We start from the raw sequence: 26,187 nt of genomic DNA, 5'->3' as shown, positions 1-26,187 counted from the left end.
ATTTTCACTGCAGAGGGATTGCCATGGGCATCATCGGAACCATCTTCATCGGCCTCATCGTCGGCCTACTGGCCCGCTTCATCAAACCAGGCGACGACAGCATGGGCTGGATCATGACCATCCTGCTGGGTATTGCCGGTTCGCTGTTGGCCACCTATGGCGGCCAGGCGCTGGGCATTTACCAGGCTGGGCAGGCGGCGGGCTTCTTCGGCGCGCTGGTCGGTGCCATTGTCCTTCTGGTGATCTACGGGTTCATCAAGAAACGCTGAATACCGGTTAGAATGCTCGGCAATTCCATCGAGTTGCCGAGCATTGTCATGCGTGCCTTTTTTCTCCTGCCCCTGCTGTTGGCCAGCACCCTGGCCCATGCCGAACTGCCTGAAACCGACTGGCTGGAGCTGATGCCCAAGTCGGACCAGAAGGCGCTCGAGCAAATGCCCGAAATCGACCATAACTCGCCGGAAGCCATGGGTACCTTCACCGACAAGGGCGGCCTCAAGCAGAGCAAGGGTCTGCCGGCGGTGATGTATTCCACCAAGACCGTGCCAGCCATGAATGGCAAGGACATCCGCCTGGGCGGTTACCCGGTACCGCTGGAAAGCGATGCCAAGGGTAACAGCACGTTGTTCTTCCTGGTGCCCTACCCGGGCGCGTGCATCCACGTACCGCCTCCGCCGCCCAATCAGCTGGTGCTGGTGCGCTACCCGAAAGGCCTGAAGATCGATGACATCTACACCCCGCTGTGGGTCACCGGCAAATTGAAGGTGGAGAAGGTCAGCAATGATCTGGCCGATGCCGCCTATGCGCTGGATGCCGGAAAGGTGAGGGTGGTGGAAGACGCCGACCTCTGAGCCCTCGCCACACAAGGCCGCACCTGCAAGGGCACGCGATCGCCAGTAGGAGCAACTGTCTTTCCCAAAATTTGAAAAGCCTGCGCGATTCATTGTCGGAGCGGTCTTGCCCGCGAAGCAGGCAACGCGGTGTCTGGCACCGGCTGCGCCGGTGTTCGCGGGCACGCCCGCTCCCACAAGTGGAACGGTGAATGACAGCTTCTGCTCCTGCTCGTGCTCTAGGCACCTGCGGCATTCAGCTTGTCATTCACCGCTCTCACTGCAGATTCTAATCCCCTCTCAAGACACAAGCGGCCTTGCGTCGCGAAAGGACCGCGCAGCGGTCCCGAGTACTCAAAGTGCTTCGCTAGCCAGCATCACGCCCAGCGAATGACTGGCCCCAGGCTTCAACTCCACCAGGTCATCCCACACATTCGCCGTCTCGATGCACAGCATCCGTTGCCAACCCTCATCGGCCATGTCCGGCAGCTCCCTGGCCCGTTCGGTCCAGGGGTTCCAGATAACCGCCGAACGCGAGCCACTGCTGGTCAGGGTTATCCGCCGGTTCCAGTGCGGGTCGACAATGCTCAGCGTTTGCGGGGCGCCGAGGTAGATCCGGTCAGTCTCCCCGGTGAACGTGAGCGGCCCCTGCTGCTGGCGCTGCTGCCAGTCAGCCAAGGTTTCGATGTAACTCAGCCCCTCCACCCCTTCGACCTGGGCCTGGCGCACGTCACTGACCGCAAAGTAGCTGTGCAGGGCTTGGCTGATGGTGACTGGTGCAGTGCCCACGTTGCGACTGGTGAGGTTCAGTTTCAGGTCCGCGCCAAGCGCTATCACCAGTTTCAGTTCGACTGAATGCGGCCAGTCGGGCAGTTGACCCTGCGCTTCTGGCAGCGCGAATTCGATCTGCAGCTGCTCGCCGACTTCCTCGATACCCAGCAATTGCCAGTCTCGGGCGCGCGCAAGGCCGTGGGCAGGCGCCTGCGCACCGTTGTACATGGCCTGCACAGCCTGGGGGTTACGCTGCAGGTTGCCGAACCACGGCCAGCACACGGGTACCCCGGCGCGCACCGACTTGCCCTTGCCGAAGATGGCCTGGTCGCTCAGCCACAGCAGTGGCGGCTCGCCCACCCGCTGGTAGCTGAGGATCTGTGCGCCCTGTTGGGCGATCAGGAGTTCGGCGTGGTCGCTGCTGATACGCCAGCAGTTCAGTTCGCCATGTTGCTCGGTTACGACCTGGAAGGTTGCCATTGCACTTGTCTCATTGATTGCCAGTGGGCCTTGGACCCGGGCACCTGCAATGAGTTTACCGCCGGCAAGGCTCAGCGACGAGGGACCGAGCGCGTGCGGCCGCTGCCGTCGATGGCGACGAAGACGAATACCGCCTCGGTGACCTTGCGCCATTCGCTGGACAGCGGGTCGTCGCTCCACACTTCGACCATCATCTGGATCGAGCTACGGCCGATTTCCAGGGTCTGGGTATAGAAAGACAGCTGCGCGCCCACGGCGACCGGCACGAGGAACGCCATGCGGTCGATGGCCACGGTGGCTACCCGGCCACCGGCGACACGGCTGGCCATGGCAGTGCCGGCCAGGTCCATCTGGGCGACCAGCCAGCCGCCGAAGATGTCGCCAAACCCATTGGTCTCGCGCGGGAGTGCAGTGATCTGCAAGGCCAGGTCGCCCTGCGGGATAGGATCTTCTTGTTCGAGCTCAATCATGCGATGGGGCCTCTGACCCGTGACGCTTTCGTTGGTGTGGCGCAAGGGCCGGGTAAACGATTCAGCTTGAAACATACTACGCCGATTTCGTTTCACTGGGCGGCCGTAGGGAAACTCTGCGAAACCGCCTGACAATAAAGACCGGCGTTTTCGCACAACATCCCACGTTTAGGCGCAACCTTTTCCTACGAGTTGCCAGTATATAGAGCATAACGGCCAGCGACGACCGCACATTCGTGAATATCTGTAGGGTTTTTGTAGCGCTATCAGCACGCCTCGGCAATTTGCTATCTTCGCTGGTCTCCCAATCCAGAAGCCGCGCGCCCAGCGGCCTGCATGCCCTATAAAGAGAACAACCAGCGATGACTTCCGTGCCGAGCAGTATCGAGCAGCCCTCGCGGCCGCTGACCCGCAGTGACTACAAGACCCTCTCACTGTCCGCACTGGGCGGGGCGCTGGAGTTCTACGACTTCATCATCTTCGTGTTCTTCGCCACGGTGGTCGGCAAGCTGTTCTTCCCGGCCGACATGCCCGAGTGGCTGCGCCTGATGCAAACCTTTGGCATCTTCGCGGCCGGTTACCTGGCGCGGCCGCTGGGCGGCATCATCATGGCCCACTTTGGCGACCTGCTCGGGCGCAAGAAGATGTTCACCCTGAGCATTTTCATGATGGCCCTGCCGACGCTGATCATGGGTCTGCTGCCAACGTATGCCCAGATCGGCCTGTGGGCACCGATCCTGCTGCTGCTGATGCGGGTTATCCAGGGCGCTGCGATCGGAGGGGAAGTGCCGGGCGCCTGGGTGTTCGTTTCCGAGCACGTACCGGCGCGTAACACCGGTTACGCCTGCGGCACCCTCACGGCCGGCCTGACCTCGGGCATTCTGCTGGGGTCGCTGGTCGCCACGCTGATCAACACGGTCTACAGCCCTGCAGAAGTCGCGGATTACGCCTGGCGCATCCCCTTCCTGCTGGGTGGTGTGTTCGGCCTGTTCTCGGTCTACCTGCGCCGCTGGCTGCACGAAACGCCGGTATTCGCCGAGATGCAGCAGCGCAAGGCCCTGGCAGAAGAGCTCCCGCTGCGTGCAGTGCTGCGCGACCATCGTGGCGCGATCATCTTGTCGATGCTGCTGACCTGGATGCTGTCGGCGGCCATCGTCGTGCTCATCCTGATGACCCCGGCGCTGTTGCAGAGCATCTACCACATCAGCCCCACCGACTCGCTCAAGGCCAACAGCCTGGCCATCGTACTGCTCAGCTTTGGCTGCATCAGCGCTGGCAGCCTGGCGGACCGATTTGGCGCGGGCCGAGTGTTCGTGATTGGCAGCCTGTTGCTGCTGATAACCTCCTGGAGCTTCTACCATAGCTTGCCAACCCGGCCCGAGTTGCTGTTCCCGCTGTATGCGGTAACCGGCCTGTGCGTGGGGGTGATCGGCGCGGTGCCTTATGTGATGGTCAAGGCGTTCCCGGCGGTGGTGCGCTTCAGTGGGTTGTCGTTCTCGTACAACGTGGCCTACGCGATCTTTGGCGGGCTGACGCCGATGGTGGTGACGGCGCTGCTCAAGATCAGCCCCATGGCGCCGGCCTACTATGTGGCGGGGTTGTGTACCGTCGGGCTGGGCGTAGGGGTTTATCTGCTCGCCAACAAACGCTGAGCTGCGCTGGCGGTTGGCGCGGCCCTCAAATGATGGCCTTTAATCCATTTGTCACAATTAGGTCATATCGTGTTCATGCGGCCTGCCGATACTGGGGCCCGTTCCATCCAGCACCCCAATATTCCTGCTAGGAGCAAGGCATGAAACTGAAGCGTTTGATGGCGGCCCTCACGTTCGCCGCCGCTGGCGTTGCAACCGCCAACGCGGTGGCCGCTGTCGATCCTGCGATCCCGACGTACACCAAGACCACCGGTGTTTCGGGCAACCTCTCCAGCGTCGGCTCCGACACCCTGGCCAACTTGATGACGCTGTGGGCCGAGGCCTACAAGAAGGAATATCCGAACGTAAACATCCAGATCCAGGCGGCGGGTTCCTCCACCGCGCCACCTGCGTTGACCGAAGGCACTGCCAACCTCGGCCCGATGAGCCGCAAGATGAAGGACGTCGAGCTGCAAGCCTTCGAGCAGAAGTACGGCTACAAACCGACCGCCATCCCGGTTGCCGTCGACGCCCTGGCCGTGTTCGTGCACAAGGACAACCCGATCAAGGGCCTGACCATGGCGCAGGTCGATGCCATCTTCTCCTCGACCCGCTTGTGTGGGGGCAAGGCCGAGGTCAAGACCTGGGGTGATGTAGGTGTGACCGGCGACCTGGCCAACAAGCCGATCCAGCTGTTCGGCCGCAACTCGGTTTCCGGCACCTATGGCTACTTCAAAGAAGAGGCCCTGTGCAAAGGCGACTTCAAGCCTAACGTCAACGAACAGCCTGGTTCGGCCTCGGTCGTGCAGTCGATCAGCTCTTCGCTCAACGGCATCGGTTACTCGGGCATCGGCTACAAGACAGCCAGCGTCAAGACCGTAGCCCTGGCCAAGAAAGAAGGCAGCGCGTTCGTTGAAGACAACGAAGCCAACGCCCTGAACGGCACCTACCCACTGTCGCGCTTCCTGTACGTGTACGTGAACAAGGCGCCGAACAAGCCACTGGCGCCGCTGGAAGCCGAGTTCGTCAAGCTGGTGCTGTCGCAGGCTGGGCAGCAGGTGGTGGTCAAGGATGGCTACATCCCGCTGCCGGCCAAGGTCGTCGACAAGACCCTGGCAGATTTGGGCCTGTCGCATGCCGGCAGCGTTGCCAAGCAGTAAGTAATTGCAGGGAAGGCCGGTACCACTGCCCGGCCTCTTCCACGAATTCCCGGCCCGAAGCCAGGTAACCTGTGCGGCGGGCTTTCGCGCGTCACCATTTTGTAATGTTTTTGTCACACGGGACCGCTAGGGTGTGCGCATGAATGATCTGGCCAACTCCAACATGACCCAAAAACCCCAGCCCGTGCGCATTGATTTCAATACGCCCGAGTTGCAACGCAAGCGCCGCTTGCGCGCGCTCAAGGACCGCCTGACCCGCTGGTATGTGCTGGTGGGCGGCCTTGCCGTTTTGGCCGCCATTACGTTGATCTTCTTCTACCTGGCTTATGTAGTGCTGCCGCTGTTCCAGGGCGCCGAGCTGACGCGCAAGCAAGCCCTGCAGCCAAACTGGCTGCAGCAGGATGCCGGCAAGCCGCTGATGATCGCGCTGGAAGAGCAGAACCTGGTGGGCATGCGGGTTTCGAACAAAGGCCAGGCGTTGTTCTTCGATGCCAAGACCGGCCAAGCGCTCAAGCGCATCGACCTGCCGGTACCCGCCGGTACCCAGGTCACCTCGATCGGGGCCGACCAGCCGGGCAGCCCGCTGGTGGTGCTGGGCCTGTCCAACGGTCAGGCGCTGGTGTTCCACCACGCCTACAAGATCACCTACCCGGACAACCAAAAGGCGATTACCGCCAGCATCGACTACCCCTACGGCGAGCAGCCATTCGTGCTCGACGAGCAGGGCCGTGCGTTGGAGCACGTGAGCGTCAATGCCAACGGTGACACCCTGGTGCTGGCCGGCTCCACCGGTGCGCAACTGCAGGTGCTGGAGTTGACCCGTAGCGAGAACATGCTGACCGAAGAAGTCACCACGGAGCAGAACCGCATCGTCCTGCCGCAGATGACCGAGGTGGTGAAGAACATTTTCATCGATCCGCGCCAGCACTGGCTGTACGTGATCAACGGCCGGGCCACGGCCGACGTGTTCAGCCTGCGCGACAAGAGCCTCAACGGCCGCTATAAACTGGCCGACAGTGCCGACACCGAAGTGACCGCCACGGGGCAACTGGTGGGTGGTATTTCGCTGATCGTCGGTGACTCCAGGGGCGGCCTGGCCCAGTGGTTCATGGCCCGCGACCCGGACGGCGAATCGCGCCTCAAGCAGATCCGTACCTTCCAGCTGGGCAAGGCACCGATCGTGCAGATCGACGCCGAAGAGCGCCGCAAGGGCTTCATCGCGCTGGACGCGAACGGCCAGCTGGGAGTGTTCCACAGTACGGCGCACCGTACGCTGCTGGTCGAACCCGTCGCCGAAGGCCCGGGCATCCTGGCCCTGTCGCCGCGTGCTAACCGTATCATCATCGAACAAGGCGGCAAGCTGCTGCCGCTGAGCCTGCGCAACCCGCACCCGGAAATTTCCTTCAGCGCGTTGTGGGGCAAGGTCTGGTACGAGAACTACGACGAGCCTAAGTACGTCTGGCAGTCGACCGCTTCCAACACCGACTTCGAGCCCAAGCTCAGCCTGTCGCCGCTGACCTTCGGTACCCTCAAGGCCGCGTTCTACGCCATGATCCTGGCAGCCCCGCTGGCGGTCGCGGCCGCCATCTATACCGCTTACTTCATGGCCCCGGGCATGCGGCGCAAGGTCAAGCCGGTGATCGAACTGATGGAGGCGATGCCGACGGTGATCCTCGGTTTCTTCGCCGGCCTGTTCCTTGCCCCCTACCTGGAAGGTCACCTGCCGGGGGTCTTCAGCCTGTTCCTGCTGATGCCGTTCGGCATTCTGCTGGTGGGCTTCGCCTGGACCCGCCTGCCAGAGGCGATACGCCTGCGTGTACCTGACGGCTGGGAAGCGGCGATACTGATCCCGGTGATCCTGCTGATCGGCTGGTTCGCCCTGGCCATGAGCCCGCACCTGGAAAACTGGTTCTTTGCTGGCGACATGCGCCTGTGGATCACCAACGATCTGGGCATCACCTATGACCAGCGCAATGCCCTGGTGGTCGGCATCGCCATGGGCTTCGCGGTCATCCCCAATATCTACTCCATCGCCGAAGACGCCGTGTTCAGCGTGCCGCGCAGCCTCACCCTGGGCTCGCTGGCCCTGGGCGCCACCCCCTGGCAAACCCTGACCCGCGTGGTCATCCTGACTGCCAGCCCGGGCATCTTCTCGGCGCTGATGATCGGCATGGGCCGCGCAGTGGGCGAAACCATGATCGTGCTGATGGCCACCGGCAATACGCCGGTGATGGAAATGAACCTGTTCGAGGGCATGCGCACCCTGGCCGCCAACGTGGCCGTGGAAATGCCCGAATCGGAAGTCGGCGGCAGCCACTACCGCGTGCTGTTCCTGGCCGCGCTGGTACTGCTGATGTTCACCTTCGTCATGAACACCTTGGCCGAGCTGATTCGCCAGCGTCTGCGCAAGAAATACTCGTCGCTTTGATAGAAAGGTAGCGATCCGTGAAAAAGGATTCCCTCAAAGGCTGGTTCAAGAGCGGCGCCCCCGGTGTGTGGATGAGCGGCGGCGCAGTGGCCATGGCGGTGATCATGACCGTTGGCCTGCTGGCGGTCATCGCCGTGCGCGGCCTGGGCCACTTCTGGCCGGCCGACCTGGTGCAGGCCACCTACCAGGTGCCGGGCCAGGCTGGCCAGGTGGTGATTGGCGAAGTGGTGCAGCAGGAGGACGTGCCGCGTGCCCGCCTCAAAGGCGCCGGCCTGCCGGTACCGGACCAGGGCCCGGAGTTCATGAGCCGTGAACTGATCAAGGTCGGTAACCGCGACCTCTATGGCAGCGATTTCACCTGGGTGGTCGGCGATTGGCTGGTCGACGAGCAGCGCCCGGCCGACCTGATGACCCTGGAGCGCCGCGAGTGGGGCAACTTCTATGGCTACCTGGTCAGCGTCAAGGAACAGGGCCGGGTGGTTGCCGAAGGCCCGGCTGCCTGGAGCGAGTTGCAAGCGCGGCTCAAGCGTGCCAACCAGCTCAACGGTGAATTGCAGCAACTGGAGAAGAAAGACATCGGGGCCATCAACCATGGCCTGGAGCGCCTGCGGCTGCACGCCCGCAAGCTGGAGCTGGACGGCAAGCTGGACGCTACCGCCCAGGCGGACATGGACGCCGAGCGCGCCGAACTGAACAGCCGCTACCAGGCTATCGAAGCGCGCCTCGGCGGCCTGCACCAGGCACTCGCGCGTGACAGCCTGGTGGCCCGCGATGGCAACGGCCGTGAAGTGGAAATCAGCCTGAACAAGGTGGTGCACGCCCTCCAGCCAAACGGCATGTCTGCTTTTACCAAGCTGCGCACCTACTTTGCCAAGGTATGGGAATTCCTGAGCGACGACCCGCGTGAAGCCAACACCGAGGGCGGCATCTTCCCGGCCATCTTCGGTACCGTGATGATGACCCTGATCATGGCCGTGATCGTCACCCCGTTCGGCGTGCTTGCGGCAGTCTACTTGCGTGAATACGCAAGGCAGGGGCCGGTAACCCGGCTGATCCGCATTGCCGTGAACAACCTGGCGGGGGTGCCGGCGATCGTCTACGGCGTATTTGGTTTGGGTTTCTTCGTGTATGTGCTGGGTGGCTCGATCGACCGCCTGTTCTTCCCCGAAGCGCTGCCCGCGCCAACCCTGGGTACACCAGGCTTGCTGTGGGCGTCGCTGACCCTGGCGCTGCTGGCAGTGCCTGTGGTGATCGTGGCCACCGAAGAAGGCCTGGCGCGCATTCCGCGTACGGTGCGTGAAGGCTCGCTGGCGCTGGGTGCGACCAAGGCCGAAACGCTGTGGCGGATTGTGTTGCCCATGGCCAGCCCGGCGATGATGACCGGCATGATCCTCGCCGTGGCCCGCGCTGCGGGCGAGGTGGCGCCGCTGATGCTGGTGGGTGTGGTGAAGCTGGCGCCGTCGTTGCCGGTTGACGGTAACTACCCGTACCTGCACCTGGACCAGAAGATCATGCACCTGGGCTTCCACATCTATGACGTCGGCTTCCAGAGCCCCAACGTAGAAGCCGCGCGGCCGCTGGTCTACGCCACGGCGCTGTTGCTGGTGCTGGTGATCGCGGCCCTGAACCTGTCGGCGGTATGGATCCGCAACCACCTGCGCGAAAAGTACAAGGCGCTGGACAGCTGATTGAAGCTTTAAGCCACAAGCGGCAAGCTCCAAGCAGATTGCCGCTTTGCCCAAACTTGCAGCTTGCAGCTCGAAGCTTGCAGCTACAAACGGAGTCAACCATGCAGAACGAATCCCACACCCACGGCATCGACATGTCTGCCCTGGGCCGCAGCAAGCAGAGTCTGCGCCTGGCCGAAGAAACCGTGGCCATCGAGGTACCGGGGCTAAGCCTGTTCTACGGCGACAAGCAGGCCTTGTTCGATGTCAGCATGAACATCCCCAAGCAGCGCGTGACCGCGTTCATCGGCCCCTCCGGCTGCGGCAAGTCGACCTTGTTGCGCACGTTCAACCGCATGAACGACCTGGTTGACGGTTGCCGCGTACAGGGTGCCGTGAACTTGTATGGCAACAACATCTACCGCAAGGGCGAAGATGTCGCGGAGCTGCGCCGCCGTGTGGGCATGGTGTTCCAGAAGCCCAACCCCTTTCCCAAGACCATTTACGAAAACGTGGTCTATGGCCTGCGCATTCAGGGCATCAACAAAAAGCGCGTGCTCGACGAGGCCGTCGAGTGGGCGTTGAAGGCCGCGGCGCTGTGGGACGAGGTCAAGGACCGCCTGCACGAGTCGGCCCTGGGCCTGTCTGGTGGTCAGCAACAACGCCTGGTCATCGCCCGCACCATCGCCGTGGAGCCTGAGGTGCTGCTGCTGGATGAGCCGTGCTCGGCGCTGGACCCGATCTCGACCCTCAAGGTCGAGGAACTGATCTACGAACTCAAAGCCAAGTACACCATCGTCATCGTGACCCACAACATGCAGCAGGCTGCCCGTGTTTCGGACTACACCGCGTTCATGTACATGGGCAAGCTGGTCGAGTTTGGCGACACCGATACCCTGTTCACCAACCCGGCGAAGAAGCAGACCGAAGACTACATCACTGGTCGCTACGGCTAAGAGCGCCTTTGGCGCAGCTGCAAGCTTCGAGCTGCAAGCTGCAAGATGAAGCGGTTAGCGCGGAGCCAGGGAACGACACGAACCACTTGAAGCTTGCAGCTAGCGGCTAGCAACTTCGCGGAGCGACAGCATGATCAACAAAGAAAGCCTTACCCACCACATTTCCCAGCAGTTCAACGCCGAGCTGGAAGAGGTGCGCAGCCACCTGCTGGCCATGGGCGGGCTGGTTGAAAAACAGGTCAACGACGCGGTCACCGCGCTGATCGAAGCCGATTCGGGCCTGGCCCAGCAAGTGCGCGAGGTTGACGAGCAGATCAACCAGATGGAGCGCAATATCGACGAGGAATGCCTGCGTATCCTCGCCCGTCGGCAGCCGGCGGCCTCCGACTTGCGCCTGATCATCAGTATCTCCAAGTCGGTGATCGACCTGGAGCGCATTGGTGACGAATCGACCAAGATCGCCCGCCGGGCCATCCAGCTGTGTGAAGAAGGCGAGTCGCCACGGGGCTATGTGGAAGTGCGCCACATCGGTGACCAGGTGCGCAACATGGTCCGCGATGCGCTGGACGCTTTTGCCCGCTTCGACGCCGACCTGGCACTGTCCGTGGCTCAGTACGACAAGACCATCGACCGGGAGTACAAGACCGCCCTGCGTGAACTGGTGACCTACATGATGGAAGACCCGCGCTCGATTTCGCGGGTACTGAGCGTGATCTGGGTGCTGCGCTCGCTGGAACGTATTGGCGACCATGCACGCAATATCTCCGAGTTGGTGATCTACCTGGTCCGCGGTACCGATGTGCGTCACATGGGCCTCAAGCGAATGACTGCAGAAGTGCAGGGCACCGCGCCCACCGATGGCGAAAAGGCTAATGTTCCTGGTGAATCTGACGATAAGTAAGGTTGCCCCCGAGCAGCGACGCCCGGCCTTGGCCGGGCGTTTTCGTTTACGGCCGAGAGCCGGCAGGCACCCGCGAACGATCGGATGAACGCCCGGCGTTACCAGGTGGTAGCAAGTAGCCAGTATTTGGCAGTAGGCTAGTCGGGTTCAGAAGGAGTTTCGATGAGTAAAGTGAATGTGCTGGTCGTGGATGACGCCCCGTTTATCCGCGACCTGGTCCGCAAGTGCCTGCGCAGTGCCTTCCCGGGCATGACGATCGACGATGCCGTCAATGGTCGCAAGGCCATGGCCATGCTGGGCAAGGAGGCATTCGACCTGGTGCTGTGCGACTGGGAGATGCCCGAGATGTCGGGCCTGGAACTGCTCACCTGGTGCCGCCAGCAGCCTGCGTTGAAGCAGCTGCAGTTCATCATGGTGACCAGCCGTGGCGACAAGGAAAACGTCATCCAGGCGATCCAGGCCGGTGTTTCCGATTTTGTCGGCAAGCCATTCACCAACGAGCAGTTGCTGACCAAGGTGAAAAAGGCCCTGACCAGGATCGGCAAGCTCGACAGCCTGATGGCCATCACCCCGGCGCGCGCCAACCCGGCGTTCGCCAACGATTCGTTGGGTGCGCTGACCGCCGGCAAGCCGGAGGCGGTAAAGGTTGCAGCGCCGGCACTGGCACCGGCTGCTGCCAGGCCAGCGGCCAAGGCGCCCACGCCGGCCGCGGCCACCCCGACCGGTCGGGGCCAAGGGCAACTGCGCCTGGCCGGTGGCATGCAGCCGTGCGTGATCAAGGCGTTGAGCCTGAAAGAGGCCCTGCTGGTGGTACGCCGCGGCGATGTGCTGCCACAAGTGCTGGAAGGTGCAGTGTTGGACCTGGAGCAAGGCGAAAGTGCCGAAGTCGCCCGCCTGAACGGCTATCTGCACGCCGTCGCGGCGCTGGAGCCCAAGCCGGACAGCGACTGGCTGCAACTGACCTTCAAGTTCGTCGACCAGGATGCGCAGAAGCTCGATTACCTGTCGCGGCTGATTGCCCGTGGCACCGCGCAGAAGCATTTCACCCCAGGGGCCTGAGCCATCCGACCAACTGCAACACTCGCCGTTAAACCTGCTGCTAGGCTTCGACAGACCTCAACTGTCAAAAAGCCACTATCATGCCCGGGCGCCTGCTGCTGTTCTGTGCACTGTTCATGGCCTCGGCGTCGAGCCTGGGTGTGACCCTTTACAAGAGCACCGACGAGTCCGGTGTCATTTCCTATTCCGACCGCCCCGGCCCTGGCGCCAGGCCGCTGAATTTGCTTGAGCCCATGGTCGAAACGCTCGAAGGCCAAGTGTTCCTGAACGCGAAAGTGTTCAACGGCGGTGTGAGCTTTTCGGCACGCAACCAACTGCATGTTCCGGTCGAGGTCGAGCTGCGCCTGGACAACCTGGTGAACGCCCAGGGCGGTGATGCCCCGCGTATCGTGCGCCGGCTGCTGCCACCGGGCACCACGCAAATGCTCAGCGTGCTGAGGGGGCGGCCCGGTTTGTTGCTGAATTACCGCTCGACCCTGCTGCAGGCCATGGGTGACCCGGGCAAGCGGCCGCAGGGCTTCCGCTACGGGTTCGCGTGGCTTGGCGGGCCATTCCGCGTGACCCAGGGCCCCAATGGCCGTGTCAGCCATTTCGGGCCGAAGGGGCGCTATGCCATGGATATCGCCATGCCCGAAGGCACCACCATTATCGCGGCGCGCGAAGGGGTGGTGGTGAAAACGCAGAATGGCCAGAGCGGGCGCGAGCCCAACCCGTCGGGCAACTTTGTCAGGGTGCTGCACTCGGACGGCACCATGGGCGTGTACCTGCACCTGATGCGCGACTCGGTGGTGGTGAAGGAGGGGCAGCGGGTGCGCCAGGGGCAGATGCTGGCCAAGTCGGGCAATACCGGGAACAGCACCGGGCCACACCTGCATTTCGTGGTACAGCGCAACGTAGGCTTGGCGCTGGAGTCGATCCCTTACCGGTTCGACAGGCCGCTCAGCGGCTTGCCGGACTTTACTGCGGGTAACCCTTGAGAGCGTATGGCCTGCTTTGCAGGCCATCGGGGCACAAGGCCGCGCCTATAGGCGTGCGCCAATCGAGCGGGGCTGCGCGGCAGCCCCATGGCCATCAATCCAGCTTGAGCACTTTGGCCAGCACGATCTTCGGCCCTTTCATCTTCTTGATGATGATCCGCAGCCCTTCGACTTCCAGCACCTCTTCTTCTTCAGGCACGCGCTTTAGCGTCTCGTAGACCAGGCCAGCCAGGGTTTCCGCCTCGATATGGTCAAGGTCGACCCCAAGCAGGCGCTCCACCTTGAACAGCGGCGTGTCGCCACGGACCAGCAGCTTGCCCGGCTGGTAGGCGAGGATGCCGCGTTCGGTCTTGCGGTGCTCGTCCTGGATATCGCCGACCAGCACTTCCAGCACGTCTTCCATGGTGAGGTAGCCGATCACCTTGCCATCGGCTTCTTCGACCAGCACAAAGTGCGCACCACCCTTGCGGAACTGCTCCAGCAACTGGGCCAGTGGCATGTGGCGCGATACGCGCTCAAGCGGCCGGGCGAGGTCGTCCAGGTCGATGGCTTCGGGCAAGTGCTCCAGCTCCGCCAGCTCCAGCAGCAGGTCCTTGATGTGCAGCAGGCCGGTGAATTCCTCGCGCTCGGCGTCGTACACCGGGTAGCGGCTGAACTTGTGGCGGCGCACCAGGGCCAGGATCTGCTTCAGCGGCGCATGGGCGTCGATGGTGACCATGTCTTCGCGCGAGTTGGCCCAGTCGACCACTTCCAGCTCGCCCATTTCCACGGCCGAAGCCAGCACGCGCATGCCCTGGTCGCTTGGGTCCTGGCCACGGCTGGAGTGCAGGATCAGTTTCAGTTCTTCACGGCTGTAGTGGTGCTCGTGGTGCGGCCCCGGCTCGCCCTGGCCGGCGATGCGCAGGATGGTGTTGGCGCTGGCGTTGAGCAGGTAGATGGCCGGGTACATGGCCCAGTAGAACAGGTACAGCGGTACGGCAGTCCACAGCGACAGCAGCTCCGGTTTGCGGATGGCCCAGGATTTGGGTGCCAGCTCACCGACAACGATGTGCAGGTACGAAATGACGAAGAAGGCGACGAAGAACGACACGCCTTTGATCAGTTCGGGTGAATCGACGCCGAAGTACGCCAGCAGTGGTTCCAGCAGGTGGGCAAACGCCGGCTCACCGACCCAGCCCAGGCCCAGCGAGGCCAGGGTGATACCCAGTTGGCAGGCTGACAGGTAAGCGTCCAGCTGGTTGTGCACTTTACGCAGAATGTTGCCGCGCCAGCCATGCTCTTCGGCAATGGCCTCCACGCGGGTGGCGCGCAGCTTGACCATGGCGAACTCTGCAGCAACGAAGAAGCCGTTGAGCAGCACCAGCAGGAAGGCAAAGATGATCATGCCGAAATCGGCGAATAACGAACTGAGGCTGATACCAGGGGAAGGGTCCATGATGGAGTTTTTACGGGGTCCGTCTTAGAAATGGAGAGAAAAAAAGTGCCAGCTCTTGCTGGCACAGGGGATCCAATGTAGCGGTTGGGGCTGCAAAAGCAAAGGGCCCTGAGTTGCTCAGACCTTGCTGTTGACCAATTGTGCCGGGGCAAAATGACAGATGAAGGTACTGCCATGCCCCGGGACGCTGCTGATTTCCAGCTTGCCGCGGTGGCGCATCAGCACATGCTTGACGATGGCCAGCCCCAGCCCGGTGCCGCCTGTATTCGAGGCCCGGCTGGAATCCACCCGGTAGAAGCGCTCGGTGAGGCGTGGCAGGTGTTTGGCGTCGATGCCCACGCCAGAGTCCTGCACCGACAAATGCGCGCCCTGGGCATCGGCCCACCAGCGGATGCGGATATCGCCTTCATCCTGGGTGTATTTGACGGCGTTGAACACCAGGTTGGAAAAGGCGCTGCGCAGCTCCGACTCGCTGCCCTTGAGCTGCACGCCGGGGGTTGCTTCCAGCGTAATGCGCTGGTTGCGCGGCCCAGACAACGCCTGGGCGTCGTTCTTGATGGCGGCCAGCAGGGCATCGATCGGCACTGGCTGGTTGTCCGACGGATAATCGGTGGCCTCCAGCTTGGCCAGCAGCAACAGGTCGTTGAGCAGCGTCTGCATGCGCGAGCCTTGCTGGCTCATCTGCTGCAAGGCCCGGCGCCAGCGCGGGTTCACGTCCTCGACGTTGTCCAGCAGGGTTTCCAGGTAGCCGGTGATGACGGTCAGCGGTGTGCGCAATTCGTGCGACACGTTGGCGACGAAGTCTTTGCGCATCTGTTCCAGCTGGTGAATGCGGGTGACGTCGCGCACCAGCATCAAGTGCTCGTTGTTGCCGTAGCGGGTGATGTGCAACTGCAGCCGCATGCGGTCGTTGATCGGTGAGGGGATTTCCAGCGGTTCGAGGTAGTTTTCTGCCTCGAAGTACTCCTTGAAGCGCGGGTGGCGAACCAGGTTGGTGACTTGCTGGCCGCCGTCCTGTGGAGTTTTGAAGCCCAGCAGGGTCTCGGCGGCGCGGTTCCACCACTCCAGGTTGCCGTCGCTGTCGAGCATGATCACCGCATCCCGCAGCGCAGCGGTGGACTCCTGAACGCGGTCGATCACCGCTTGCAGGCGGCCCCGCACACGCTGGTCCCGGCGCTGCAGGTGGTAGATGCTGTCGAACACCTCGCCCCACAGGCCATAGCCGTCGGGCGGCGCCTCGTCGGGCTGGTGGTTGCGGAGCCAGTCATGCAGGCGCAGCAGTTGCTTGAGGGTCCAAGCCAGGTACAGTGCCAGGCCAATGGCCAGGCTCCAGCCATAGTAGCCGCTGATCAGCCCGCCGATCAGGCAGATGCTGATCAGCAACAGCAGGTGGCGAATCAGTGTCGCGTGCCAGTTCTGGTTCAATTGATGGGTCCTTCGGATCCGGCTGCAAGTTGCAAGTTGCAAGTTGCAAGTTGCAAGCTTCAAGATGAAGCGGATCAGTGGTGCTGATAGTCCTTTTTGAGCCTGATGCTACATGCTCTTGCTTGCAGCTTGCAGCTTGCAGCTTGCAGCTAGCTCTTGGTCGAGAAGCGGTAGCCGGTGCCGCGCACGGTTTGAACCAGATTCTCGTAGGCCTCACCCAGTGCCTTGCGCAGGCGGCGGATGTGCACGTCGACCGTGCGTTCCTCGACATAGACGTTGCCGCCCCACACCTGGTCCAGCAGTTGGCCACGGGTGTAGGCGCGTTCCTGGTGGGTCATGAAGAACTGCAGCAGGCGGTATTCGGTGGGGCCCATTTCAGCCGGCTTGCCGTCGATGGTCACGCGGTGGCTGATCGGATCGAGCAGCAGGCCGCCGACCTCGATCGGTGCCTCACTGTCGCTTGGGCCGGTGCGGCGCAGCACGGCTTTGAGCCGCGCAACCAGCTCGCGCGGTGAGAACGGTTTGGTGATGTAGTCGTCGGCACCCACTTCCAGGCCCTGGATCTTGTTGTCCTCTTCACCTTTGGCAGTGAGCATGATGATCGGAATGTCGCCGGTCAGTTCATCGCGCTTCAGGCGGCGGGCCAACTCGATGCCGGAGGTACCCGGCAGCATCCAGTCGAGCAGGATCAGGTCCGGCTTGCGGTCGACGATGATCGCGTGGGCCTGTTGGGAGTTTTCCGCTTCCAGGCAGTCATAGCCGGCCATTTCCAGGGCAACGGCGATCATCTCGCGAATCGGTGCTTCGTCGTCGACGATCAGAATGTTCCTGCCTACCATGCTCAAAACCTCTCCTGGATTCAGTGTCTTGGCCCGCATTAGATAACGGAATTATTGCAGCTGTGTGACAGGACGTTGGCCGTTCTGGCGACATTGCGTGACTGAACTAGGCTACAGAGGGCCGCGGTTCTGGCAACCCGAAACCATTACCCCCCGAAACGATGGTGAATCCAATGACACGACATACGCTGAGCTGGATGGCCCTTTTCACTGCGCTGGCACTTCCGGGGGTGGCCTCGGCACAACCTGCAATGGAAAAGGATGGCATGTGGGTCGATCATGCTGGCATGACCCTGTACACCTTCGACAAAGATACCGGCGGCAAGTCGATGTGCAATGGCGAATGCGCCAAGAACTGGCCGCCTTTGATGACCAGTGGCGGCGAAAAAGCCGAAGGCAAGTGGACACATATCAAGCGGGACGACGGCAAGATGCAGTGGGCCTACGACGGCAAGCCGCTGTATACCTTCGTCAAGGACAAGAAGGCTGGCGACATGACCGGTGACGGCATGAAAGACGTTTGGCACGTCGCCAAGCCGTAAGGGCTTGCAGTCGGCTTGCGGGGGCGGGGTAAGCCCGCTCCCACAAGGTGGGGTGCTCACGCTGTCAGCGCAGCGCGTAGTCCAGAACCACCCCCATAAACACCAGCAACCCCGCCCAGTGATTGTGCAGGAACGCCTTGAAGCATGACTCGCGGTCCAGCTTTCGTGTAGACCAGTACTCCCAGGCAAAGCACGCCACCGCCCCCAGCAGCCCCAGGTGGAACCAGCCGCCGAGGTCAAAGCGGCTACCGGCCAGCAACAGGCAGCCCAGCGACAACAACTGCAAAGTCAGGATGATGCTGCGGTCGGCCTCACCGAACAGGATGGCCGTGGATTTCACGCCGATCTTCAGGTCGTCGTCCCGGTCGACCATGGCGTAATAGGTGTCGTAGCCGACCGTCCACAGCAGGTTGGCGATATACAGCAGCCAGGCACTGGCCGGCAGTTCGCCGCCAGCGGCCGTGAACGCCATCGGAATGCCCCACGAGTACGCTGCCCCCAGCACCACTTGCGGGTAGTAGGTGTAGCGCTTCATGAACGGGTAGCAGAACGCCAACGCCACCGCGCCGAACGACAGCCACACGGTGCGGCTATTGGTGCACAGCACCAGCAGGAAACTGACCCCGACAAGTATGGCGAAAAGGGCCAGCGCCTCGCGCGGGCGCACGCGGCCACTGGCCAGGGGCCGGTCGGCGGTACGCTTGACGTGGCCATCCACCTTGCGGTCGGCAAAATCGTTGATGCAGCAGCCGGCGGCGCGCATCAGTACTACGCCAAGGCCGAAGATCAGCACGTTGGCCAGGGTCGGCGAGCCGTTGCCGGCAATCCATACCGCCGACAGCGTGGGCCACAGCAGCAGGTAGATGCCGATCGGGCGGTCCATGCGGCTGAGCTGGACAAAGTCCCAGGCACGCGGGTGCAGGCGGTTCAGCGACTTGAGCAGTTGCAGGTACATCAGCTGTTTTCCTCCTGGGCCGCTTGCCACAGCGCCGGCAGGAACACCTCGGCCACTAGCAGGTCCAGCCCGTCACGTTCAAAACGCGAGCGGCGAGCCCATAGCGCTGGCCGGGCGGCATCTGCCGGCAACCACGCCTGTGGGTAACTGCACACTTGGATTGGGTGGCGGATGAACGCCTGGTCGCAGAACAGCAACTCGCCCAACGAACGGCTGCCGAGGCGTTCCAGGTCCAACCCGCCGCGGGCCAGCGCACTGCGGCTGGCCACGCTGCGGGCGAACACCCACGGCTGGCCATGGCCGCGCAGGTACACCTCGCGCACCCAGCCTTCAGCGCCAACAGCGATGCCCAGTGCCTGGCATTCGTCGGCGCGCAGTGGCTGCCAGCCCTCGAACAAAGGGGTGACGGAAAAGTCATCGTGGGCCAGGCGCGTCAGGCGGCGGGTCAGTGAGCCTTCGTCGAACAGCCAGTCAAGGGTGGGCTGGTCGATGTCGGTCGCCAGCCGTGAATACGGCAGCCACGCGACAGCGGCTGCTTGCGGGGATTCGTACGACACGTCGGTCTGCTTGTTACAACCTGAGAGGCGGCGAGCTTAGCATGATTGCCCCGACTGCTTGCATACTGCGGGCAGGGCCGCTACAAAGCCCCCAAGCATTGCGCGTTGGTCCCTGTTGCAGCGGGCTCACCCGCCATAGGGCCATCAGCAGCAACACAAAGCCCCAGCCTGACCCGAGGAAAACAACCTGATGAAAAAGTGGCAATGTATCGTCTGTGGCCTGATCTACGACGAAGCCGAAGGCTGGCCCGACGACGGCATCGCCCCTGGCACCCGTTGGGAGGACGTGCCGGAAGACTGGCTATGCCCTGACTGCGGTGTTGGCAAAAGCGACTTTGAAATGATCTCCATCGGCTAAGCGAGGCAAGCACGACATGACGTCCCCTGTGGTAATCATCGGCACCGGCCTGGCGGGCTACAACCTGGCCCGCGAATTTCGCAAGCTCGATGCGCATACGCCGCTGCTGCTGATCACCGCCGATGACGGTCGTTCCTACTCCAAGCCTATGCTTTCCATGGGCTATGCCAAGCACAAGGGCGCCGCTGACCTGTGCATGGCTGAAGCCGGTGCCATGGCCGAGCAGCTGAACGCCGAAATCCGCACCCATACCCGCATCAGCGGCATCGACCCTGGGCACAAACGCCTGTGGATCGGCGAAGAGACCGTGGCATACCGCGACCTGGTGCTGGCGTGGGGTGCGCAGACCGTGCAGGTGCCGGTTGAAGGCGATGCCAGCCACCTGGTGTTCCCCATCAACGACCTGGAGGACTACGCACGCTTTCGTGCTGCCGCCGCCGGCAAGCAACGCGTGCTGATTCTCGGCGCTGGCCTGATCGGCTGCGAGTTTGCCAACGACATGAGCCTGGGGGGCTTCCAGGTGGATGTGGTTGCACCCTGCGAGCAGGTCATGCCGACCCTGTTGCATCCGGCCGCTGCCGGCGCGGTACAACGTGGGTTGCAAGACCTGGGCGTACGCTTCCACCTTGGGCCGGTTCTGACCCGCTTGCAGCAGGCGCCCCACGGCCTGGAGGCGCACCTGTCGGATGGCAGCGTGGTTGGCTGTGACCTGGTCGTTTCGGCCATTGGCCTGCGCCCGCGTACCGACCTGGCTGCCGCGGCCGGGCTGCAGGTCAACCGTGGCGTCAGCGTGGACCGTGAGCTGCGAACCTCCCACGCCAATATCTTCGCCCTCGGGGATTGTGCCGAGGTAGACGGCATCAACCTGTTGTACGTGATGCCACTGATGAGTTGTGCACGGGCACTGGCCCAAACCCTGGCCGGCAAGCCCACGGCAGTTGCCTATGGGCCAATGCCGATCACGGTGAAAACCCCGGCTTGCCCGCTGGTGGTGTCGCCACCGCCACAGGGGCGAGAAGGCACTTGGCAGGTGGAAGGGCAAGGCAATGACCTGAAGGTGCTGTGCATCGATGCGGGTGGCGGGCTGCTGGGTTACGCCCTGACCGGGGCTGCGGTCATGGAAAAGCTGGCGCTGAACCGCCAGCTACCTGCAGTTATGGCGTAATTGCCCGGCGTTCTGTCTGGTTTGCCCTGTTGTTGCCTGCACAATGGCCGCTCAGATACTGGCGCGGCCCCGAACCACGTGCCATTCTCACTCCCGTCTGCCGCAGGTTAGAGCCTGCGGTGCCTTGAGCGCTGCTCCTGAAGGCAGCACGGCATAACAACAAGAATTCCGTCAAAGAGGCTTTACTATGCGCAAACCAGAACTCGCCGCCGTCATCGCTGAAAAAGCTGACCTGACCAAAGAAAAGGCTAATCAAGTGCTGAACGCGATTCTCGACAGCATCACGGGCGCCCTGGACAAGGACACCGTGACCCTGGTTGGTTTCGGCACTTTCGAAAAGCGTCACCGCGGCGCGCGTACCGGCAAAAACCCGCAAACCGGCCAGCCGGTCAAGATCAAAGCCAGCAATACCGTGGCTTTCAAGCCCGGCAAGAACCTCAGGGACAGCGTCAATACGCCGGCCGCGCCGAGCAAGGCCAGCAAGAAAAAGTAACTGTGCACTGAGGATGCGTTGATCCCGAACGGGCGCCAGATGGCGCCCGTTGTGCTTTACACCCAGTAATTGCTGCGAACTTGCATAAAACGGTCATTAGGAGGATAAACTGCGCAACTTAGTCACTTTTCCATCGAGGCGTGTCGATGAAGTTCCGCTTTCTTCTCTGGGCCATGGGGCTGCTGATGGCCCGGGCCAGCCGCAATAATCCGGCATTCCAGCAGCAGCTCAAAGGCAAGGACCTGGTATTCCAGATGCAGACCCTGGACGGCAAGGTCGCCCGGCACTTTATCGTCAGCAACGAGCGTGTCAGCAGCAAAAGCGGGTCGTACTCACAGCCAGCCTTTGCCATTGCCTTCAAGGATGCCGCCTATGGCTTTGCCACCTTGCAGGCAAGCAACAAGCAGTTGGCGTTCATGCAGGGCATTCAGGACAAGAACATCCAGATCAAGGGCAATCCGGCGTTGGTGATGTGGTTTCAGGGGTTGATGAAGTACCTGAAGCCGAAGAAGAAGCAGGGCTGAAATGTTTGGGGCCGCCAAGCGGCCCCGGGCTTCAATGCGGTGCGTTGAACTGCGAAGCCAGCTCCCGCAGCAAGCTCTCGGCCTCCAGCACTTTGTTCACCACATCCTCGGCCTTTTCCCGGGCAATGCCCAAACGCTCCAGCAGTTCGTCAGGAATCTCCTCCAGCGGCCCCGAGCCAATCCCCCGCGAGCGCAGCAGGCGTGTGGCCAGGCATACCAGGTTGGGGAATTCCGAAAACTCGCCGTCGTAAGCCGGGTCGTGCTGGAAACGCAGCGCGGCCGAGAGCTCTACCGGCATGTCCCACAGTTTCATCAACCAGGCACCAATCTGCTCGCGGCTGATACCCAGCAGGTGTTGTTCCACATAGGTGTGGTTCAGGTGAGGGTTGACCTCCAGGTGGCGACAAATCAGCGAGAAGTGCGGCGGGAAAACGTGTGCCAGCAGCAGGTAACCGAAGTTGTGCAACAGCCCGGCCAGGTAGGTCAGGCCTGCTTCAGGGCGCTCTGCCCGCGGCATGGCTCGGGTAAGGCCCTCGATGATGGCGGCGGTGTAGATCGACTGCTGCCAGTACGGGGTGGCCTGCTGAGGGTTGTCCTTGGGCAGGCTCAGGGTCTTGCCCAGGGCCAGGCCGAGGGCGAGGTTGATCACCAGGTCGAAGCCCAGCACGCGCACGATGGCGTCTTCCACCGAGCGGATCTTGCCCGGCGAGGCGTAGTAGGGTGATGCCGCCCAGCTGACCACCTGGGCGGCCAGGGCCGGGTCGGTTTCTACCACCCCAGTGATATCGTCGATGCTGGCGTTGGGGTCTACCCGCAGTTTGATGATTTTCTGCGCAGTATCGGCCAGCGGCGGGATTTCGATGGTTTCTTCCAGACGCTTCTGGATACGCCGGGCAGTGAAGGCTTGCACGGCATTGGTGATTTCGCGGGTATCGTCGTTAGGGCGGTCGAGGTTGGGGCTGATCGCCCCGACTTCCTGGCCAAAGCTGCTGGCGCTGGCCTTGAGCAACATGCGCTTGAAGTGCGCGCGCTCTATTTCCAGCAACAGGCCGGCTTCACCCGAATTGATGTACACCAGGTCGACGTCCAGCAGGCTTTTTTCGTACTGGCACGGTGAGCTGGTGAGCGCCGGGATGCCCGGCAGCGCCTTGAGCTGGTGTTTGTCGAGCATTTGCTTGAGGCGTGGCACCGACACGGCGGTGAGCTTGCGCCCGGTCAGTTCGGCCAGGCGGTTCAGGTCCAGCAGCTGGCTCTGCGGGAACAGCACCATCATGGCGCCCACCTCGTCGTCCAGCAGCACGGCCTGTACCCGCGAGGCTGCGGGCAGGTGCGGATGTTCGACCACCTCGCGGTAGGCTACGCCGAGTTTCTCGAGCAGCAGCCTGATGACGGAAGGCGTGTGTGGGGTTGCGGTGTCCAGGGCAACTTCAGTCATGGTCCGTATCCACTGATTCTTTTAAACGCGAAGTATAACCACCCTGGGCGCAAATCTGGATCCATTATGGGACAGGCGTCACACCTGACCATATTGCTGGCCATGACGCAGCCAACGGTCCAGCAGCGGGCTGACGTGCTCCGGCCAGCGTGCGATCAGGGCCTGGGCGGCATCGCGTACCGCTGGCAACAGGTCGGCGTCGCGCATCAGGTCGGCGACCTTGAATTGCAGCAGGCCGGTCTGGCGGGTACCCAGCATTTCGCCCGGGCCGCGTAGCGCAAGGTCTTTTTCGGCGATGATGAAGCCGTCGTTGGTTTCGCGCATGATGCCCAGGCGCTCGCGGCCGATCTGCGACAGCGGCGGGTGGTACAGCAGCACGCAATGGCTGACGGCGCTGCCGCGACCCACCCGGCCACGCAACTGGTGCAGCTGGGCCAGGCCGAGGCGCTCGGGGTTTTCGATGATCATCAGGCTGGCATTGGGCACGTCCACGCCCACCTCGATGACGGTGGTGGCGACCAGCAACTGCAGGTTGCCGGCCTTGAACTCGGCCATGATCTCGGCCTTTTCCGCCGGTTTCATGCGGCCGTGGATCAACCCGACCCGCAGTTCACCCAAGGCGCTGCCCAGCTCCTCGTAAGTGCTTTCGGCTGCTTGGCAGGTCAGTTCCTCGGACTCTTCGATCAGCGTGCACACCCAGTACGCCTGGCGCCCTTCAGCGCAGGCGGCGCGTACCCGTTCGACCACTTCGAAACGCCGGCTGTCGGCCACCAGCACGGTGTTCACCGGCGTGCGCCCAGGCGGCAGCTCGTCGAGCACCGAGGTGTCCAGGTCGGCGTAGGCACTCATGGCCAAGGTGCGCGGAATGGGGGTCGCGGTCATGATCAGCTGGTGTGGGCACAGCTCGCCGGCTACGCCTTTCTTGCGCAGCGCCAGGCGTTGCTGCACGCCGAAACGGTGCTGTTCGTCGATGATGGCCAAGGCCAGGTGCTTGAACTTCACCTCGTCCTGGAACAGGGCGTGGGTGCCGACCACCATCGGGGCGCCATTGGCGATCTGCTCGAGCGACGCCGCCCGCGCCTTGCCCTTGAGTTTGCCGGCTAGCCAGGCCACCTCCAGACCCAAAGGCTCCAGCCAGCGCTTGAAGGTGATGTAGTGCTGTTCGGCAAGGATCTCAGTGGGGGCCATCAATGCCACCTGATAACCAGCCTCCAGGGCCTGCAACGCGGCCAGCGCGGCGACCACGGTCTTACCGGCACCCACGTCGCCTTGCACCAGGCGCATCATCGGCTCGTGCTGGCTGAGGTCGTAGGCAATTTCGTTGGCGACGCGCTGCTGCGCGCCGGTCGGCTGGAAGCCCAAATTGGCCAGGTATTGCGCCGGCAGCCGGGTGGCCTTGGGCAGCACTGGCGCACGCAGGCTGCGCAGGCTCTCGCGCAGGCGCTGTTGCGACAGCTGGTGGGTGAGCAGCTCTTCGAATGCCAGGCGGTGCTGAGCCCAGTGGTGGCCCAGGGCCAACTCCTCGACGTCGGCGTCGGCGGGCGGGTTGTGCAGGTAGCGGATGGCGTCATCCAGCGGCGCCAGCTGGTAGTCGCGGGCCAGTTCGTCGGGCAGCCAGTCGGGCAGGCTGCGCGGGCCGAGCAGGCTCAGGCTCTGTTGGCACAGTTGGCGCAGGCGTTGCTGGGTAAGGCCCTCGGTAGACGGGTAGATCGGGGTGAGGGTTTGGTCGACCGGCGGTGGCGGTTCGTCACCGTTCAGTGCGCGGTACTCCGGGTGGTAGATCTCCAGCCCGGAAGCGCCCGGGCGAGCTTCGCCGTAGCAGCGCAGGTGGGTGCCGCGCTTGAGCCCTTCCTTTTGCGCGTTGCTGAAATGGTAGAAGCGCAAGCTCAACACGCCACTGCCGTCACCCAGGCGTACCACCAGGCTGCGACGCTTGCCCATGGTCACGTCGGCACCGCTGACCACCCCCTCGATCACCGCGTCCTGGCCTGGGCGCAGCTGGCCGATCGGAACCACGCGGGTGCGGTCCTGATAGCGCAGGGGCAGGTGGAACAGCACGTCCTGCAAGTTTTCCAGGCCGACCTTGGCGAGCTTTTCGGCCATGGCCTCGCCAACACCCTTGAGCACGGTGACCGGGACGTTCGACAGCTCCGTCATGACTCAGGCCGTTTGTTCTGCAGGGGCCTTGGCTACCGAGCACAGGCGGATCGAGTCGGCGAGGATCTCGATGGCCTTTGGCCGTGGGAAGCTGGCGCGCCAGGCGATGGCCACGGTGCGGAACGGTGCCGGGGCGGTCAGCGGGCGGACTTCGATGACCCCAGGCGCGTAGTGGTGGCTGTGCACCGCCGACAGCGGCAGGATAGACACGCCAAGGCCGGACGCTACCATGTGGCGGATGGTTTCCAGCGAGCTGGATTCGACCGTGGTGTGCCGCGACCCTTCACCCCCCTTGTTCAGGGTAGGGCAGGCTTCCAGCACCTGGTCACGGAAGCAGTGACCTTCACCCAGCAGCAACAGGCTCTTGTCGTTGAGCATGGCGGTGTCGATGGTCTTTTTGGCCGTCCATGGGTGGTCGGCAGGCATCAGCGCGCAGAACGGTTCGTCGTAGAGGGGCAGGGTGAGCACATCGGCTTCATTGAACGGCAGGGCGATGATCACCGCGTCCAGCTCGCCATTGCGCAGCTTCTCGCGCAGCACATGGGTGAAGTTTTCTTCGATGTACAGCGGCATCTGCGGTGCCACGCGGTGCAGTTGCGGGATCAGGTGCGGGAACAGGTAGGGGCCCACGGTGTAGATGGCACCGACCTTGAGCGGCGCAGTCAGCTGGTTCTTGCCAGCCTGGGCCAGTTCGCGAATGCCCTGGGCCTGCTCCAGTACCTTTTGTGCCTGGGCAACGATGCTCTCGCCGACAGGGGTCAGGCGGACCGCGCTTTTGCTGCGTTCGAAGATCAGAACGCCAAGCTCATCCTCAAGCTTCTTCACACCGACCGACAGGGTCGGCTGGCTCACGTGGCAGCGCTCGGCGGCATGGCCGAAGTGCTGTTCCTGGGCGAGTGTGACGATGTAGCGTAGTTCTGTGAGGGTCATAACGTGCGTCCATGAAGTTGCGGCCCCAGCATAGCGGCTGCA

The 26,187-nt window shown here is 62.8% G+C and carries 25 protein-coding genes; 15 read left to right on the top strand and 10 right to left on the bottom strand.

The features are described from left to right. Window positions 1–23 precede the first annotated feature (23 nt). Together EGJ22_RS09410 and EGJ22_RS09405 are read left to right on the top strand one after the other, a co-directional pair. Complete coding sequence (locus tag EGJ22_RS09410) at window positions 24–269, top strand: GlsB/YeaQ/YmgE family stress response membrane protein (RefSeq protein ID WP_009684502.1); 246 nt, start codon at window positions 24–26, stop codon at window positions 267–269. Window positions 270–317: 48 nt separating this feature from the next. Continuing rightward, on the top strand, window positions 318–851 hold the full coding sequence (locus EGJ22_RS09405; protein WP_029886438.1) for a DUF3299 domain-containing protein: 534 nt from the start codon (window positions 318–320) through the stop codon (window positions 849–851). A 333-nt stretch (window positions 852–1,184) separates the two neighbouring features. On the opposite strand, the gene EGJ22_RS09395 is transcribed toward EGJ22_RS09405, so the two are convergent. After that, a complete protein-coding gene (locus tag EGJ22_RS09395) occupies window positions 1,185–2,081 on the bottom strand; it encodes a D-hexose-6-phosphate mutarotase (protein WP_029886437.1) in 897 nt (298 codons plus the stop codon). A 71-nt stretch (window positions 2,082–2,152) separates the two neighbouring features. Next, window positions 2,153–2,551: an acyl-CoA thioesterase gene (locus EGJ22_RS09390; RefSeq protein ID WP_003253317.1), complete on the bottom strand. Its 399-nt coding sequence runs from the start codon at window positions 2,549–2,551 to the stop codon at window positions 2,153–2,155. 362 nt (window positions 2,552–2,913) lie between these two features. Between EGJ22_RS09390 and EGJ22_RS09385 the strand changes: the two genes are divergently transcribed. From EGJ22_RS09385 to EGJ22_RS09350, 8 genes are all read left to right on the top strand, one after another. Further along, a complete protein-coding gene (locus EGJ22_RS09385) occupies window positions 2,914–4,203 on the top strand; it encodes an MFS transporter (protein WP_029886436.1) in 1,290 nt (429 codons plus the stop codon). A 140-nt stretch (window positions 4,204–4,343) separates the two neighbouring features. Continuing rightward, window positions 4,344–5,342: a phosphate ABC transporter substrate-binding protein PstS gene (locus EGJ22_RS09380; RefSeq protein WP_009684506.1), complete on the top strand. Its 999-nt coding sequence runs from the start codon at window positions 4,344–4,346 to the stop codon at window positions 5,340–5,342. 139 nt (window positions 5,343–5,481) lie between these two features. Beyond that, window positions 5,482–7,770 (top strand): ABC transporter permease subunit, encoded by a 2,289-nt coding sequence (locus EGJ22_RS09375; RefSeq protein WP_029886435.1) that lies wholly within the window; start codon window positions 5,482–5,484, stop codon window positions 7,768–7,770. Between the two features lie 71 nt (window positions 7,771–7,841). Then, window positions 7,842–9,458 (top strand): phosphate ABC transporter permease PstA, encoded by a 1,617-nt coding sequence (gene pstA / locus EGJ22_RS09370; protein ID WP_172828377.1) that lies wholly within the window; start codon window positions 7,842–7,844, stop codon window positions 9,456–9,458. Window positions 9,459–9,559: 101 nt separating this feature from the next. Beyond that, window positions 9,560–10,393 carry a phosphate ABC transporter ATP-binding protein PstB gene (gene pstB, locus EGJ22_RS09365; RefSeq protein WP_029886886.1) on the top strand — a complete coding sequence of 278 codons (834 nt, stop codon included), beginning with the start codon at window positions 9,560–9,562 and terminating at the stop codon, window positions 10,391–10,393. A 130-nt stretch (window positions 10,394–10,523) separates the two neighbouring features. Beyond that, window positions 10,524–11,294, top strand: a complete 771-nt coding sequence (gene phoU, locus EGJ22_RS09360; protein WP_029886885.1) for a phosphate signaling complex protein PhoU — start codon at window positions 10,524–10,526, stop codon at window positions 11,292–11,294. A 162-nt stretch (window positions 11,295–11,456) separates the two neighbouring features. Then, window positions 11,457–12,353: a response regulator gene (locus EGJ22_RS09355; RefSeq protein ID WP_029886884.1), complete on the top strand. Its 897-nt coding sequence runs from the start codon at window positions 11,457–11,459 to the stop codon at window positions 12,351–12,353. 80 nt (window positions 12,354–12,433) lie between these two features. Continuing rightward, window positions 12,434–13,330, top strand: coding sequence for a peptidoglycan DD-metalloendopeptidase family protein (locus tag EGJ22_RS09350; protein ID WP_009684512.1), 897 nt, complete (start codon window positions 12,434–12,436; stop codon window positions 13,328–13,330). Between the two features lie 94 nt (window positions 13,331–13,424). Here EGJ22_RS09350 and EGJ22_RS09345 read toward each other — a convergent pair whose 3' ends face one another. The 3 genes from EGJ22_RS09345 to phoB all read right to left on the bottom strand — a co-directional run bounded on the left by EGJ22_RS09345 (window position 13,425) and on the right by phoB (window position 17,029). Further along, window positions 13,425–14,765 carry a hemolysin family protein gene (locus EGJ22_RS09345; protein WP_009684513.1) on the bottom strand — a complete coding sequence of 447 codons (1,341 nt, stop codon included), beginning with the start codon at window positions 14,763–14,765 and terminating at the stop codon, window positions 13,425–13,427. Window positions 14,766–14,882: 117 nt separating this feature from the next. Further along, complete coding sequence (gene phoR, locus EGJ22_RS09340; RefSeq protein ID WP_029886883.1) at window positions 14,883–16,190, bottom strand: phosphate regulon sensor histidine kinase PhoR; 1,308 nt, start codon at window positions 16,188–16,190, stop codon at window positions 14,883–14,885. 149 nt (window positions 16,191–16,339) lie between these two features. Beyond that, window positions 16,340–17,029, bottom strand: a complete 690-nt coding sequence (gene phoB, locus EGJ22_RS09335; RefSeq protein WP_003253341.1) for a phosphate regulon transcriptional regulator PhoB — start codon at window positions 17,027–17,029, stop codon at window positions 16,340–16,342. Window positions 17,030–17,202: 173 nt separating this feature from the next. Between phoB and EGJ22_RS09330 the strand changes: the two genes are divergently transcribed. Continuing rightward, window positions 17,203–17,571 carry a hypothetical protein gene (locus EGJ22_RS09330; RefSeq protein ID WP_029886882.1) on the top strand — a complete coding sequence of 123 codons (369 nt, stop codon included), beginning with the start codon at window positions 17,203–17,205 and terminating at the stop codon, window positions 17,569–17,571. Window positions 17,572–17,635: 64 nt separating this feature from the next. Here the strand turns inward: EGJ22_RS09330 and ubiA are convergent, their stop codons facing one another. Both ubiA and EGJ22_RS09320 read right to left on the bottom strand, forming a co-directional pair. After that, window positions 17,636–18,526 carry a 4-hydroxybenzoate octaprenyltransferase gene (gene ubiA, locus EGJ22_RS09325; protein WP_029886881.1) on the bottom strand — a complete coding sequence of 297 codons (891 nt, stop codon included), beginning with the start codon at window positions 18,524–18,526 and terminating at the stop codon, window positions 17,636–17,638. Beyond that, entirely contained in the window at window positions 18,526–19,083 is a 558-nt protein-coding gene (locus tag EGJ22_RS09320; RefSeq protein WP_029886880.1) for a chorismate lyase, read from the bottom strand. Before EGJ22_RS09320 ends, ubiA begins: the two co-directional genes overlap by 1 nt. Window positions 19,084–19,273: 190 nt before the next feature. On the opposite strand from EGJ22_RS09320, the gene EGJ22_RS09315 reads away from it, so the two are divergent. The 4 genes from EGJ22_RS09315 (at window position 19,274) to EGJ22_RS09300 (ending at window position 21,623) form a co-directional block, all read left to right on the top strand. Continuing rightward, window positions 19,274–19,441: a rubredoxin gene (locus EGJ22_RS09315; RefSeq protein WP_003253349.1), complete on the top strand. Its 168-nt coding sequence runs from the start codon at window positions 19,274–19,276 to the stop codon at window positions 19,439–19,441. A gap of 16 nt (window positions 19,442–19,457) precedes the next feature. Beyond that, the gene (locus EGJ22_RS09310; RefSeq protein ID WP_029886879.1) at window positions 19,458–20,606 is read left to right on the top strand and encodes an NAD(P)/FAD-dependent oxidoreductase; all 1,149 of its coding nucleotides are present in this window, start codon (window positions 19,458–19,460) and stop codon (window positions 20,604–20,606) included. A gap of 187 nt (window positions 20,607–20,793) precedes the next feature. After that, window positions 20,794–21,099 carry an HU family DNA-binding protein gene (locus EGJ22_RS09305; RefSeq protein WP_009684519.1) on the top strand — a complete coding sequence of 102 codons (306 nt, stop codon included), beginning with the start codon at window positions 20,794–20,796 and terminating at the stop codon, window positions 21,097–21,099. A 146-nt stretch (window positions 21,100–21,245) separates the two neighbouring features. Then, on the top strand, window positions 21,246–21,623 hold the full coding sequence (locus tag EGJ22_RS09300) for an SCP2 sterol-binding domain-containing protein (protein WP_009684520.1): 378 nt from the start codon (window positions 21,246–21,248) through the stop codon (window positions 21,621–21,623). Window positions 21,624–21,654: 31 nt separating this feature from the next. Here EGJ22_RS09300 and EGJ22_RS09295 read toward each other — a convergent pair whose 3' ends face one another. From EGJ22_RS09295 to EGJ22_RS09285, 3 genes are all read right to left on the bottom strand, one after another. Beyond that, window positions 21,655–23,058 carry an aminoacyl-tRNA deacylase and HDOD domain-containing protein gene (locus EGJ22_RS09295; RefSeq protein WP_009684521.1) on the bottom strand — a complete coding sequence of 468 codons (1,404 nt, stop codon included), beginning with the start codon at window positions 23,056–23,058 and terminating at the stop codon, window positions 21,655–21,657. Window positions 23,059–23,136: 78 nt separating this feature from the next. Beyond that, window positions 23,137–25,215 carry an ATP-dependent DNA helicase RecG gene (gene recG / locus EGJ22_RS09290; protein WP_009684522.1) on the bottom strand — a complete coding sequence of 693 codons (2,079 nt, stop codon included), beginning with the start codon at window positions 25,213–25,215 and terminating at the stop codon, window positions 23,137–23,139. Between the two features lie 3 nt (window positions 25,216–25,218). Beyond that, on the bottom strand, window positions 25,219–26,145 hold the full coding sequence (locus EGJ22_RS09285; protein ID WP_009684523.1) for a hydrogen peroxide-inducible genes activator: 927 nt from the start codon (window positions 26,143–26,145) through the stop codon (window positions 25,219–25,221). Between the last annotated feature and the right edge of the window lie 42 nt (window positions 26,146–26,187).

This window comes from Pseudomonas sp. p99-361 (assembly GCF_003935475.1).
In the GTDB taxonomy this organism is placed as follows: domain Bacteria; phylum Pseudomonadota; class Gammaproteobacteria; order Pseudomonadales; family Pseudomonadaceae; genus Aquipseudomonas; species Aquipseudomonas juntendi.
Note: the sequence above shows the minus strand (reverse complement) of the source record. Positions and strands in the feature narration are given on the sequence as shown.